Source organism: Planctomycetota bacterium (assembly GCA_033763975.1).
Taxonomy (GTDB): Bacteria; Planctomycetota; Phycisphaerae; order Phycisphaerales; family UBA1924; genus RI-211.
The window spans coordinates 39,443-53,638 of sequence record JANRJM010000011.1; the positions used below are offsets into that span (position 1 = coordinate 39,443).

Annotated in this window: 10 protein-coding genes and 1 pseudogene; all 11 read left to right on the forward strand. The window is 68.7% G+C overall.

The annotated features are described in order from the left end of the window. Nucleotides 1-43 precede the first annotated feature (43 nt). Nucleotides 44-3,808, forward strand: coding sequence for a TAT-variant-translocated molybdopterin oxidoreductase (locus SFY69_06470; GenBank protein MDX2131677.1), 3,765 nt, complete (start codon nucleotides 44-46; stop codon nucleotides 3,806-3,808). Beyond that, nucleotides 3,805-5,451, forward strand: coding sequence for an NrfD/PsrC family molybdoenzyme membrane anchor subunit (gene nrfD, locus SFY69_06475; protein MDX2131678.1), 1,647 nt, complete (start codon nucleotides 3,805-3,807; stop codon nucleotides 5,449-5,451). The genes SFY69_06470 and nrfD overlap by 4 nt, the downstream gene beginning before the upstream one ends. Nucleotides 5,452-5,453: 2 nt before the next feature. Then, a complete protein-coding gene (locus tag SFY69_06480; GenBank protein MDX2131679.1) occupies nucleotides 5,454-6,023 on the forward strand; it encodes a DUF3341 domain-containing protein in 570 nt (189 codons plus the stop codon). A gap of 53 nt (nucleotides 6,024-6,076) precedes the next feature. Further along, the gene (locus SFY69_06485; protein ID MDX2131680.1) at nucleotides 6,077-6,895 is read left to right on the forward strand and encodes a cytochrome c; all 819 of its coding nucleotides are present in this window, start codon (nucleotides 6,077-6,079) and stop codon (nucleotides 6,893-6,895) included. Beyond that, nucleotides 6,892-8,211 carry a hypothetical protein gene (locus SFY69_06490; protein MDX2131681.1) on the forward strand — a complete coding sequence of 440 codons (1,320 nt, stop codon included), beginning with the start codon at nucleotides 6,892-6,894 and terminating at the stop codon, nucleotides 8,209-8,211. The genes SFY69_06485 and SFY69_06490 overlap by 4 nt, the downstream gene beginning before the upstream one ends. Nucleotides 8,212-8,305: 94 nt before the next feature. Then, nucleotides 8,306-8,713 (forward strand): hypothetical protein, encoded by a 408-nt coding sequence (locus tag SFY69_06495; GenBank protein ID MDX2131682.1) that lies wholly within the window; start codon nucleotides 8,306-8,308, stop codon nucleotides 8,711-8,713. Nucleotides 8,714-8,715: 2 nt separating this feature from the next. Further along, complete coding sequence (locus SFY69_06500; protein ID MDX2131683.1) at nucleotides 8,716-9,660, forward strand: SCO family protein; 945 nt, start codon at nucleotides 8,716-8,718, stop codon at nucleotides 9,658-9,660. Next, complete coding sequence (locus tag SFY69_06505; protein MDX2131684.1) at nucleotides 9,657-10,796, forward strand: cytochrome c oxidase subunit II; 1,140 nt, start codon at nucleotides 9,657-9,659, stop codon at nucleotides 10,794-10,796. The genes SFY69_06500 and SFY69_06505 overlap by 4 nt, the downstream gene beginning before the upstream one ends. A 22-nt stretch (nucleotides 10,797-10,818) precedes the next feature. After that, a pseudogene (locus SFY69_06510) lies at nucleotides 10,819-12,489 on the forward strand (cbb3-type cytochrome c oxidase subunit I). Between the two features lie 159 nt (nucleotides 12,490-12,648). Beyond that, a complete protein-coding gene (locus SFY69_06515; GenBank protein ID MDX2131685.1) occupies nucleotides 12,649-13,404 on the forward strand; it encodes a cytochrome c oxidase subunit 3 in 756 nt (251 codons plus the stop codon). 29 nt (nucleotides 13,405-13,433) lie between these two features. After that, complete coding sequence (locus SFY69_06520) at nucleotides 13,434-14,189, forward strand: cytochrome C oxidase subunit IV family protein (GenBank protein MDX2131686.1); 756 nt, start codon at nucleotides 13,434-13,436, stop codon at nucleotides 14,187-14,189. The last annotated feature ends 7 nt before the right edge of the window (nucleotides 14,190-14,196 follow it).

Sequence of the window (14,196 nt, forward strand, 5' to 3'; positions counted from 1 at the left end):
GCAGAGGAACGGAACGGTGTTCGCGCGAGGACAGACGGCATCTATGACACACGATCAATGCCCATCGACGCGGACGGGGGAGAAGGCCAAGCCGGGCAAGGCCCAGTTGGCGCGCGTTCCCCGTATCGCCGGCACGGTCAACGGGCTTCCCGTCTGGCGCAGCCCCGAAGAGCTGGGCGACGAGGCGGCGTTCCGCGACTGGCTCGAGCGTGAGTTTCCCGCGGGCGCGTCCGAGCTCGACCGGGCGGAGATCGCCGACGCGGGTGATCCCTCGGGGACCGGCGAGACCCGCCGCACGTTCCTGAAGCTGATGGGGGCGTCGGTGGCGCTGGCGGGGGCGGCGACGATCCCCGGCTGCCGGCGGCCCGAGCACCCGATCATGCCGTACTCGCGCGTGGTGCCCGAGGAGGTCGTGCCCGGCAAGCCCCTGTACTACGCGACGAGCTGGGCGCGCCCGGACGGCGGGGTCGAGGGCCTGCTCGTAGAGACGCACGAAGGGCGTCCGACGAAGATCGAGGGCAACCCGCTGCACCCGGCCAGCCGCGGGAAGTGCACGTCGTGGGCGCTGTCGAGCATCCTGAGCCTGTACGACCCCGACCGCCTGAAGAACCCGGTCTACCGCAACCCCACCCGCGGGCAGGTGGGCGCGACGTGGGACGACTTCCGCGTCTGGGGCGCCTCGCACTTTGCGCCCTACGACGCGTCGAAGGGCGAGGGCCTCGCGTTCGTAGTGGCCAAGTCTGCGAGCCCGACGCGCCGCGCGGTGTGCGCCCGCCTTCGTCAGAAGTACCCCAACGCGATGTGGGTCGACTGGGCGCCGGCCGAGTCGCCGGGCCCTCGCGAGGGGACGCGGGCGGCGCTGGGTGCGCCGTGCCGCGAGGTGCTGCACCTGGGGCGTGACACGGCCGAGGTCATCCTGAGCCTCGATCACGACTTCCTGGAGCACGTGCCCGACCAGGTCCGCAACTCGCTCGGGTTCGCTTCGTCGCGGTCGCTGGGCGCTCCGAACCCCGCCGACGACACGATGTCGCGACTGTACATGGTCGAGAGCGGGTTCTCGATCACGGGTGCGCAGGCCGACCACCGCGTGCCGATGGCGCCGTCGCGCATCAGCGGCTTCGCGGTCGAGCTGGCCAGGTTCATGCTGCCCAAGGTGGGCGCCGCCGACGCGGCCCCGCTCGCCACGGCGCTGGGCGCGGTGCAGACGCCCGCGGGCGAAGACCTGGGCGGAGCCCGCGCGTTCCTGGAGGCGTGCGCCAAGGACCTGATGGACCCCGCGCGGCGCGGGCGCGCGGTCGTGACCGCCGGCCCGAGCCAGCCCCCCGAGGTGCACGCCCTGATCGTCGCGATCAACGCCGCGCTGGGCAGCATCGGCGTCGGCGTGTCGTACGTCGCGATGACGCCCGACGAGGCGGCCGACGGGCACGCGGACCTGGCGCGCCTGACGGCGGCGATGAAGGACGGCGCGATCTCCACGCTCGTGTGCGTCGGGGCCAACCCCGTGTACGACGCGCCCGGCGCGCTCGACTTCGCCGGCGCGATGGCCAAGGTGGGCGCCACCGTCACCCTGAGCGTCGAACTGACGGAGACCGCCCTCGCCTCGACGTGGATGCTCAACGCGGCGTCGTACCTCGAGAGCTGGGGCGACACGATCAGTTCCGAGGGCGTCATCGCGCCCGTGCAGCCCATGATCGCCCCGCTGTACGAGCCCGCCCTGTGCGAGATCGAGTTCCTCGCGCTGCTCGCCGGCACCGACTGGACGGCACGCATCGACGGGTTCGAGATCGTCCGCGCCCACTGGCGGGGCGTGGTCGCCGGCACGGACGGCGCGTTCGCCAAGGCGTGGCGGGCGGCCCTGCACGAGGGCATCGGCCCGGTCGTCGCGCCCGCCGCGCGGACGCGCGTGGACTACGCGAGCGTCGCGCAGGGCGTGTCGCGCCTGACGCTGGCCGGTGCGCCCGGGGCCGAGGCGCTGGACGTGGCCTTCGGGGTCGGCAACCTGGCGGACGGGCGCCTGGCGAACATCGGCTGGCTGCAGGAGCTTCCCGCCGCGGGCACGCGCGTGGTGTGGGACAACCCGGTGCTCATGAGCCCGCGCACGGCGGAGGCGCTCGGCGTCGCGCCGGTGGGCTTCTCGCGTGCGGACGACATGGGCGGGGTGTACACATCACCCAAGTACCCGACCGCGCGGCTCGCGAAGCTGACGCTGGCGGGGCGCGAGGTCGTGGCGCCGGTGTGGATCCTCCCGGGCATGCCCGACTTCACGCTGCGCTGCACGCTGGGCTACGGGCGGACAGCGGCGGGGCGCGTGGGCGACGGGGTGGGCGTGAACTTCTACGCCGTGCTGCCCGCGACGGGGCGCCAGAGCATGGCGGGCGGCACGCTGCGGCGCGAGCCCGGATCGCACATGATCGCCTCGACGCAGAACCACTGGTCGATGGAGTCGCGCACGTCCATCGTCCGCGCGGTGGATCTGCCGGCGTGGCAGAAGCACGGCACGCACGTGCAGAAGACGCTGGACACGTTCTACGCGAACGAGGGCAAGGTGCGCGAGCTGAACTTCGCCGAGATGCTCGGCGAGCTGAGCCACACGCCCCCGAACATCTCGATCTACGAGAACCCGTTCAACCGCTCGCACGCGGACCCGGACCCCAAGGACATCGGGCCCGCGAAGCCGGACGGCCCGGCGTATCAGTCGCTGCAACCCCCGGTGTACACGCAGGGACCGCAGTGGGCGATGACGATCGACCAGACGCTGTGCACCGGGTGCGGCGCGTGCACGATCGCGTGCCAGGCGGAGAACAACATCCCGGTGGTGGGCAAGAAGGAAGTCGCGAAGGGGCGCGAGATGGCGTGGATCCGCGTCGACCGGTACTTCACCGGCGACATGGACAACCCCGGGGCGATGCTGCACCAGCCGGTCGCGTGCGTGCACTGCGAGAACGCCCCGTGCGAGGTGGTGTGCCCGGTGAACGCGACGGTGCACGGGCCCGAGGGGCTCAACTACATGACGTACAACCGCTGCATCGGCACGCGGTACTGCGCCAACAACTGCCCGTACAAGGTGCGCCGGTTCAACTTCTTTGACTATGGCGTGACGAAGTTCAACGGGGACTACTTCTTCAAGGAGTTCGTCGACGACGCGGGCGGCATGGTCCCCGGGCAGGAGGGGATCACGGGGAGCGGGGCGTACAACAAGATCAACCCGAACCTGATTCCGCCTCGACTGCGCGAGAAGCTCGACCAGATCAGCCGCATGCAGAAGAACCCGAACGTCACGGTGCGTTCGCGCGGCGTGATGGAGAAGTGCACGTACTGCATCCAGCGGATCAACGCCGGTCGCATCGAGATCAAGCTGAAGGGGCTGGAGAAGCTCCCCGACGGGTTCGTGCAGGCCGCCTGCCAGCAGGCGTGCCCGAGCGACGCGATCGTGTTCGGCGACATGCTGGACCCGGCCAGCCGCGTGGCGCGCACGCGGGCGAACGCGCGGAGCTACGAGCTGTTGGGGTATCTGAACACGCGCCCGCGCACGTCGCACATGGTGCGGGTGATGAACCCGAACCCCGCGCTGTGCGACGCGGCCCGGAAGGACTCGTGGGAGCACCCGTTCCACCACGCCGGCGGGCACGGGGAGTCGCACAACGGGCACAACGGGCACGGGCACGACGGGCACGGGCACGATGAACCGGGGCACGACGGGCACGCGCCCCCGACGCCACCCCAGTCGTTCCGCTTCGACGGGCGCCGGCGCCGCGAGGACCGCGGGTACGCCCTGAGCCTCACGGTGCTGCACGGGAGGAAGGCATGACGACGCACCCGCATCCCGACGAACTGACGGCCCGGCGCCTGGCGGGGCTCGAGCGCGACGCCGCGGGGAGCGTGCTCCCGCCGCCGGGCACGGGCGACGGCTCGCTGGTCGAGACGCCCGGGGTTCGCCCGCCGCTGGTGCTGAACAACCGCTCGTTCCGCGAGGTGACGGACATCATCTGCGGGTACACGGAGTCGCCCCCGCCCCGGTGGTGGTACGCGGTCGCGGCGATGACCGCGGGGCTGGCGTCGATGATGGGCGCGTTCATCCTGTACCTGGTCATCACGGGGATCGGCACCTGGGGTCTCAACAACCAGGTGGACTGGGCGTGGGACATCACGAACTTCGTGTTCTGGATCGGTATCGGGCACGCCGGCACGCTCATCTCCGCGATCCTGTGCCTGCTGAAGCAGAAGTGGCGCACAGCGGTGAACCGCTCGGCCGAGGCGATGACGATCTTCGCGGTGATCTGCGCCGCGACCTTCCCGGGCATCCACGTCGGGCGCCAGTGGATGGCGTGGTTCCTCGCCCCGCTGCCCAACGCGAACGCGATCTGGCCGAACTTCCGCTCGCCCCTGCTGTGGGACGTCTTCGCGGTGTCGACGTACGGCACGGTCTCGCTGCTGTTCTGGTACATGGGCATGATCCCCGACCTCGCGACGCTGCGTGACCGGGCCGACCGTCGCCTGCGTGCCAACCGCGAGGGCAGCCCGCTCGTGGTGCCCTTCCTGCCCTTCCGGGTGGATGAGGTGCGGGCGAAGGTGTACGGGTTCCTGAGCCTGGGGTGGCGGTTCAGCGGGCGCCACTGGCACCGCTACGAGGCGGCGTACCTCGTGCTGGCGGGGATCTCGACCCCGCTGGTGCTCAGCGTGCACTCGATCGTGTCGTTCGACTTCGCGACGTCGATCCTGCCCGGCTGGCACACGACGATCTTCCCGCCCTACTTCGTCGCCGGCGCCATCTTCGGCGGGTTCGCGATGGTGCTGCTCCTGCTGATCCCGGCGCGCGAGCTGTACCCGCACATGAAGGACTTCATCACCCTCCGCCACCTCGAGAACATGGCGAAGATCATCCTCCTCACCGGCATGATGGTCGGCTTCGCGTACTCGATGGAGTTCTTCATCGCGTGGTACGGCGGGAACGAGTTCGAGCTCTACGCCTTCAAGAACCGCGCGTTCGGGCCCTACTGGTGGGCCTACTGGACGATGATCTCGTGCAACGTGCTGAGCCCCCAGGTGTTCTGGCACAAGTCGATGCGGACCAACCCGCTGGTCATCTTCATGGTCAGCGTGCTGGTGACCATCGGCATGTGGTTCGAGCGGTTCGTGATCATCGTGACCAGCCTGCACCGGGCGTTCCTGCCCGGCGAGTGGCACATGTTCCACCCGACGCTCGTGGACATCTGCATCTTCGTGGGGTCGATCGGGCTGTTCATCCACCTGTTCCTGCTGTTCATGCGGTTCCTGCCGATGTTCGCGATGGCCGAGCTCAAGGCGGTGCTCCCGCAGGCCAGCCCGCACTACCACCCTCATGGGCACTCCAACGGGCACGGGACGGGGGACGGGCACGGCGGGGGTCAGACGGGCGACGGGGGCGACGCGCGCGTCCGGGTTGAGACGCGGGCGCCCGGAGGGGGACACTGACCATGGCGACCGCGAGCGGACGCGTCTACGTGACCGAGTCGGGCGAGGCGATCCACGGGATCCTGGCCTCGTTCGCCACGCCGGCGGACCTGTACCACGCCGCCGAGAAGGTGCGCGACCAGGGCTACAGCCGCTGGGACACCTTTACGCCCTTCCCGATCCACGGGCTTGAGGAGGCCATGGGCATGCGGCGGACGAAGCTGCCCGTGCTGGTGGCGTGCATCGGGCTCTCGGGGTCGGGGCTGGGGTTCCTCATGCAGTGGTGGATGTCGATGTACGGGTACGCGCTTGTCACGCAGGGCAAGCCGTTCAACAGCTGGCAGGCCTTCGTGCCCATCACGTTCGAGCTGGGCATCCTGTTCTCGGCGTTCACGGCGCTCATCGGGATGCTGGCGCTGAACGGCCTGCCCCGCCACCACCACCCGCTCTTCCGCAAGGAGCGGTTCCTGGCGAGCAGCGACGACGGGTTCTTCGTGTGCGTCGAGGCGTCGGACCCCAGGTTCGACCCCGACCGCACGCGATCGCTGCTGGAGCACGCGGGGGCGACGAGCATCGAACTGGTCGAGGAATGACGGGCGATGCCCGGTCGGGGCGCCCGAGATCGAACGCAGGGGCTGGTGCACGCATGACGACACGATCCACATCCCGAGCGACCCGCGCGTCCAGGCTGGCCCTGGTCGTGCTGCTGGCGGCGGGCGTCGGGGGCCTGGCGGGCTGTCGCGACGATCGCAGCCGCGAGGCGCCGCGCCAGTTCTTCCCGGACATGGACGACGCCCCGCGCTGGAACCCGCAGAGCGGGACGGAGATGTTCGCCGACGGGCGCACGATGCGTCCGGTCGTGCCGCAGACCGTCGCGTTCGCGCGGTGGCCGATCGTCGCCGACCAGGAATGGGCGGATCCGTGGCGCCAGGAGCGTGCGGACCTGCTGAAGCACGACGACCAGTTCTACACGGGCGTGGAGGGCGTGGAGGCGGACGGGACGAAGCGGTACGTGCGGTCGATTCCCCAGAGCGTGCCGGTGGACGAGGCGTTCATCCGCCGGGGCCAAGAGCGGTTCAACATCTACTGCTCGGCGTGCCACGGCTACCTGGGCGACGGGCAGGGCACGGTCGGACGCCAGTACAACCCGATCGTGGTGAGCTTCTACGACCCGACGTTCGCCGATCCGAAGAACGTGCGCAGCCGCGACGGCTGGATCTTCCAGATCATCCGCAACGGCAAGCCCACCGAGGGCCAGCCGGGCAAGTACAACATGCCCCCGTACGGGCACGCGGTGAACGAGCGTGACGCGTGGGCGATCACGGCGTACGTGCGGGCGCTGCGGGCGTCGCGCGAGGGCACCATCGACGACGTGCCCGCGAGCCTGCGCGACCAGTTGCTGCAGAAACGCACGACCCCGGCGCCCTCGGGCGCCGCGCCGACGCCGGCGGGAGGTGGATCATGAGCGCGGCCGCGACCGGGAACCTCCTGCGTTCCGACAACATCACTCTTCCGGGGGCGCCCATCCGCCCGCTGGGCATGGGCGTGCTCGTGGCGGGGGCGGTCGCCGCCCTCGCGGTGCTGGGCATGGGCTTCACCGGGGCGGCGGGCGTGACGCTGAAGCACGCGCTGGCCGTGTACCACGTCGGGGCCATGGGCGTGCTGGCCATGTGCCTGGGCAGCCTGTTCTTCGTGATGGTGTTCCACCTCATGGGGGCGGGCTGGTCGATCGTGCTGCGCCGCCAGCTCGAGAACATCGCCTCGTTCCTGCCCTTCGCGTGGCTGCTGGTGATGCCCGTGCTGGTCATCGAGCTCGTGACGCAGGGCACGCTGTTCATCTGGATGAAGCCGGTCTTCTACGCGGACTACCTGCTGCAGAAGAAGGCCGCCTACTTCTTCGCCCCGCTCGCGATCGTCGACCACGACACGCACGAGGCGAAGACCACCTTCGTCTTCCCGGCGTTCTTCGCCGTCCGCGCGCTCTTCTACGGGGGCGTGTGGACGCTGCTCTCGCGCCGGATGGTCGCCTTCGGGCGGGCGCAGGAGGCCCGCACCGACCTGCAGGCGGCGTCGAAGGCGCGGTTCACCTCCGCGTGGGGCCTGCTGCTCTTCGCCCTCACCACCGCGTTCGCGTCGTTCGACTGGCTCATGTCGCTCGACTTCAAGTTCTTCAGCACGATGTGGCCCGTGTGGTACTTCGCGGGGTGCGCGTTCTCGGGCATCTCGCTGCTCGTGCTGATCGTCGCGCGGCTCAAGGCCGCCGGACGCCTCCAGGGCGTCGTCACCAGCGAGCACTTCCACGACACCGGCAAGCTCGTCTTCAGCTTCACGGTCTTCTGGTCGTACATCGCGTTCAGCCAGTACTTCCTGATCTGGTACAGCAACATCCCCGAGGAAACGGCCTTCTTCTTCTACCGCACCAACGAGGGTTCGCCCTGGCGACCCCTGGGCATCTTCCTCATCATCGGGCACTTCGCCGCCCCGTTCCTCGTCGGGCTCTTCCGCCCGGTGAAGCGCAGCCCGATGGCCCTTGGCCTGCTGGCGGCGTGGGCGCTGTTCGTGCACTTCGCGGACCTGTACTACGTCGTCCGCCCGATGGTCGAGACCGCGGGCGGCGGGCCGATCCAGATCGCCCGGTTCATCTGGGTCGACGTCATCGCGATCGCCGGCGTGTTCGCGATCCTCATCGGGTACCTGCTCATGCGGATCCCCGCGACGCCTCTGGTGTCGGCGAAGGACCCGCTCATCGAGGAATCCCTGGAACACCGCAACTACGTGTAGGCATCCACAGGTTCGTGGCGACGGGGTCGACTTCTGGTTTCGCAGCAATCCGTTCGGGTTGACCGGACGAATACAAGGCCAAAGGGAACGAGTCATGTCGGGGCACAACCACACGCCGGAGGTTCACGAGCACGTCGACGCGTGGCACCACCACGGGGCGGACGAGGGCTTGCCGCAGGCCGAGCACCTGGGCAACCTGAACGTCACGGCGATCTTCCGGTGGGGCGCGGCGATCAGCGTGATCTTCGTGCTCGTGCTGGTGGTGACGGCGATGTACTTCTCGCGGTACACGAACCGGCTGCGCCTGGAGCGCCAGGAGCGGGCGGCGTGGAACGGGCTCTCGGCCGAGGCGCGCGGGCTGCGCGACAGCGCGGAGGCGACACTCTCCACCGGCGGCAAGCCCGAGACCTACGCGTGGGCGAGCGAGCAGCAGGGGGCGGTGCAACTGCCCATCGAGCAGGCGATGCGCAAGGTGGCGCAGACGTATCGGGAAGGGAAGTAGTCGTGCGGCGGACGGTCCTGGGAATACTGCTGGCGGGCGCGGTCGCGATGAGCGGCCCGTCGTCGGTGCGCGCCCAGGTCCAGGCGACCGACGAGGGGATGAACTTCTACCAGACGCCCTCGCAGATCCGCGGGCTGGACGTGGTGGAGAACATCGGGCGGACGCTGCCGATGGAGCTGACGTTCACGGATCACGAGGGGAAGGTCGTCCGCCTGGGCGACTACTTCGGCGCGAACGCGAAGCCCGCGGTGGTGACGCTGGTCTACTACAACTGCCCGGTGGTGTGCGACGTGCTGCTGACGAAGCAGACCGAGGTGTTTGAGAAGCTCGACTACTCGGTGGGGAAGGAGTTCACGGCGCTGTCGTTCAGTTTCGACCCGCGCGAGACGCCCCCGCAGGCGCGGACGGCGCGCGAGGCGTACATGTCGTCGTACGGGCGGCGTGGGGAGCCGGGCGTCGAGGGCGGGTGGCGGTTCCACGTGGGCGAGGACTCGAACAACCGGGCGCTGGCGGAGGCGCTGGGGTTCCAGTATCGCAAGCTGGGGGACGGGAACTACTCGCACCCGGTGTGCCAGTTCATCATCACGCCGGACGGGCGGGTGAGCCGCTACCTGTACGGGTACCCGTCGGACGTGCGCGATCTGAAGCTGGCGTTGATCGACGCGAGCGAGGGGAAGCTGGTGCGGACGATCGGGGAGCGGTTCCTGTCGTTCTGCTACGAGTTCGACGTGTCGAGCGGGAAGTACTCGCTGCGGGTCTACCGGGTGCTGCAACTGGGCGGCGCGGTGACGGTGATCACGCTGGGGTCGGTGATCGGCGCGTTCATGCTGGCGGAGCGGTCGCGACGGCGGCGTGGGGGCGGGGGGTCGGGCCCGGGCGGGGCGCCGAGTGAGACGGGCAATGAAGACGGGCCGCACGCGGTCGGCCCGACGGGGTACGCACGATGACGGGGCAGCACCACACGCTGGGGACCGGGGGGCCGTTCACGCAGTTGTGGCTGGACGGGCCGTCGGCCACGATGGCCGGTCGCGAGACGGATGAGATGTTCATCTGGCTCTGGTGGTTCTGCGTCGTGTGGTTCGTGGGCCTGATGGCGCTGATGGCGTACTGGGTGGTGAAGTACCGGCGGCGTCCGGGGAAGATCGCGCCGATGAGCCCGTCGCACAACACGCGCCTGGAGATCGCCTGGACGGTGATCCCGTCGCTGTTCCTGGTGTACATGTTCTTCAAGGGGTTCAAGGGGTACATCGGGCAGTTGCTGGCGCCGGGCGACGCGATCGTGATGAACGTGACGGGCGCGAAGTGGTACTGGCAGTTGACGTACCCGAACGGGGCGGAGTCGCCGGCGACGGCGCGCCCCGGGGCGAAGGACATCCCGGTCTTTTACTTCCCGGCGAAGACGAACATCCAGCTCAAGATGCAGAGCAAGGACGTGCTGCACGCGTTCTGGGTGCCGGATTTCCGCGTGAAGCAGGACGTGATCCCCAACCGGTTCACGACGCTGTGGTTCAACGCGGAGGGCCCCGGGCCCGGGGCCGCGGTGCACCCGACGCCCAGCGAGGGGTCGGCGGAGGCCAAGCGGACCGACGTGATCGCGCTGGCGGGCGTGCCCTACACCGAGCACATCCTGTTCTGCGCGGAGTACTGCGGGACGGAGCACTCGGAGATGGCGGCGTTGATCCGGATCGTGCCCGACGACGCGTACCGGCGCTGGGTCGAGGCGATCGGCACGCCCTCGGACCCCGTGGAACTGGGGCGCAAGCAGTGGCGGCTCAAGTGCGCCTCGTGCCACACGATCGACGGCTCGCCGAACACGGGCCCGACGTGGCTGAACGCGTACGGCGCGACGCACGAGATGACCAACGGCGAGCAGGTGACGGTGGACGACGCGTACATTCTCGAATCCATCATGGAGCCGTCCAAGCGGGTGGTGAAGGGGTTCGAGAACGGGAACATGCCGTCGTTCCGCGGGCTTCTCACGCCCACGCAGGTGGACGGGATCATCCAGTTCATGAAGTCGATCAGCGATAAGGCGGGCACGGACGGCGCGGCGCCGGCGGCGGAGAGCGCCCCGACGCCCTAGGCAGGGCGGGGAAGGAGCGGTCATGGCAGGGCACGAGCACCACGGAAGCTACCTGGAACCGAAGGGCGGCTTCATCACGACGATCTGGGACTGGGCGACCACGGTCGATCACAAGAAGATCGGCGTGATGTACCTGTTCGCGATCCTGTTCATGTTCTTCCTGGGCGGGGTGGCGGCGCTGGCGGTGCGGCTCGAGCTGCTCGAGCCCGTCCGCGTGACGCAGGACGCGACCGGCGCGGTCACGGGCGTCACGGGGCAGCTCTTCGGCGACAGCGACGCGAAGTCGATCGCCAAGGGCAACGACATCTACAACACGCTGTTCACCCTGCACGGGGCGATCATGGTGTTCATGGTGATCGTGCCGAGCGTGCCGGCGTCGCTGGGCAACTTCCTGCTCCCGCTGATGCTGGGAGCCAAGGACGTGGCGTTCCCCAAGCTGAACCTGCTGAGTTGGTACATCTACGTCGTGGGATCGATCTTCGCGGTGATGTCGATCATCCTGGGCGGGGTGGACACGGGGTGGACGTTCTACACGCCCTATTCGACGACGATCTCGGCGGGCGAGTCGAAGGTCGTGCTCATGGTGCTGGGGGCGTTCATCCTGGGGTTCAGCTCGATCCTGACGGGGCTGAACTTCATCGTGACGGTGCACAAGCTGCGGGCGCCCGGGATGGGCTGGTTCGACATGCCGCTGTTCGTGTGGGGCATCTACTCGTCGGCGATCATCCAGGTGCTGGCGACGCCGGTGATCGGCATCACGCTGCTGCTGCTGGCGTTCGAGCGGTTCACGCGGATCGGGATCTTCGACACGGCGCTGGGGGGCGACCCGGTGCTGTTCCAGCACTTCTTCTGGTTCTACAGCCACCCGGTGGTGTACGTAATGATCCTGCCCGGGATGGCGATCATCTCGGAACTGATCGCGGTGCACTCGCACAAGAAGATCTTCGGGTACAAGGCGGTCGCGTTCGCGTCGCTGGGGATCGCCGGCGTCTCGTTCATCGTGTGGGGGCACCACATGTTCACGAGCATGAGCGAGATCGCGAGCACGATCTTCTCGGCGCTGACGTTCCTGGTGGCGATCCCGACGGCGGTGAAGGTGTTCAACTGGATCGCGACGCTGTACAAGGGCTCGATCGCGCTCAACACGCCGATGCTCTACGCCCTGATGTTCCTCTTCCTGTTCAGCATCGGCGGGCTGACGGGGCTCCCGCTCGGCACGCTCTCGACCGACCTGCACCTGCACGACACGTACTTCGTGGTGGCGCACTTCCACTACGTGATGATGGGCGGGACGATCATCGCGCTGGTGGGGGGCATCCACCACTGGTGGCCCAAGATGTTCGGCAAGATGTACAACGAGCGGGCGGCGATGGTCGGCGCGGTCGTCGTGTTCATCGGCTTCAACGTGACGTTCTTCACGCAGTTCTTCATGGGCTCGCGCGGCATGCCCCGGCGCTACGCGAGCTACGTCGACGACTTCCAGATGTGGCACGTGGTGTCGACGATCGGATCGTTCATCCTGCTGACCGGGTTCCTCATCCACCTGTTCGTGTTCGTCCAGAGCCTGGTGGGCGGGCGCAAGGCGCCCAAAAACCAGTGGGGCGGGCTCACGCTGGAGTGGATGGCGGACACCCCGCCCAGCGAGCACAACTTCGACCACGAGCCGATCGTGCGCCACGGCCCGTACGACTTTGAGACCAACGTGCCGCACCACTGGGACCCCAAGGACTACCCCATTCCCGCCGAGAACCTCAAGGCGGCCCATCACTCACCGCCGGCCGTCGCGGGCCCGTTGGGGCCCGCGACGGGGGAGACGCCCGCGATGAGCACCATCGACGCGAAACAGACCGACATGAGCCCCCAGCCGGCGTGGAAACGCTACCGGCACGGGCACCACTGGCGCACGCAGGCCGACGAGTTCGACGGGCTGAAGCTCGGCTTCTGGCTCTTCCTTTCCACCGAGGTGCTGCTCTTCGGCGGGATCTTCTGCGGGTACGCGATCTTCCGCGCGCTCTACCCGGGCGCGTGGGCCGAGGGCTCCTCGCAGCTCGACTGGCGCATCGGCGGGTTCAACACCGCGGTGCTGCTGGTCTCCAGCTACACCATGGCCGCGAGCATCTACGCCATTCAGACCGACCAGCAGCGCCGGGCGCGGCTGAACCTGGCGATCACGTTCCTGCTGGGGCTGATGTTCGTCGTGCTCAAGCTGGGCTTCGAGTACGTCCCGAAGTGGTCGGGGTACTTCCTGGTCTTTGATCCGTCGCTGCACCACTACCAGAGCATGGCGGTGGAGGGCAAGACGGCGTTCTTCGGGCTCTTCCAGTTCGTGGAGGGCTACGGCGGGAAGCGCCCCGGGATGCTCTTCGACTACCCGTTCGCGAGCGACCCCAACGTACCCCTCTGGTGGGCCGTGTACTACTGCGGCACGGCCATCCACGCCGCGCACGTGCTCATCGGCATGGCGCTCATCGCCCGGGTGTGGTACTACTCCGGCAAGGGGCAGTACGGCCCGACGCACTACACGGGCGTGGAGATCGCCGGCCTGTACTGGCACCTGGTGGACCTCATCTGGATCTTCCTGTTCCCGCTGCTGTACCTCATCCACTGACCGCGCGCGACGCACCCCGAGACCACGCCATGGCCACCCAGCACCCGCACGCCTCGCACCCCGTCGCCCCGTTCGACCAGACCGACCCGCACGGGACGGGCTCGCACGCCAGCCACGTCATCGTGGGGCCCATGGCCCTGCGGACGGTGCTGGCGATTTTGCTCGTGTTCACGGCCCTGACGGTCGGCTTCGCGCAGGCGGAGCAGTGGGCGGCGTCGTACTTCAACGTGTCGCTGCCCGGGTGGATCAACATCGTCGGCGCGATGACGATCGCGACGATCAAGGCCGTGCTCGTCATGGCGATCTTCATGCAGCTGCGCTACGACAACGCGCTGAACACGCTGATCATGGCGGTGACGTTCTCGGCGCTCGCGATCTTCGTCGGCATGACGGCGATCGACCTGCTCGGGCGCGACCGCGTGTACGAGTTCAAGAGCGGGCAGATCACGCCCGGCGGCACGGGCGACCAGGTGGCGACGGCGAACGGGCGTCCGATGGTCGTCGCCGCGAAGGAGCGATACCTGGGCGTGCTGCGGGAGCGCGTGATCGCGATGCACCCCGAGCTCGCCGACGCCGCGAACGCGGCGGCCCTGGACGCCCGCGTGCAGGCGATGTACCTCGAGCACAAGGGGATCATCAAGCACTCGGCGCACCACGCTCATGATGACGACGGGCTGAACACGCCCAACCGCACGCGTCCGCGCACGGGGCTGTCCGGCTCGCTCCAGACCGACGCCCCGGCGCACGACGATCATTCACACGGGCCCGCCTCGAGCGGGCATTAGCGTCCGG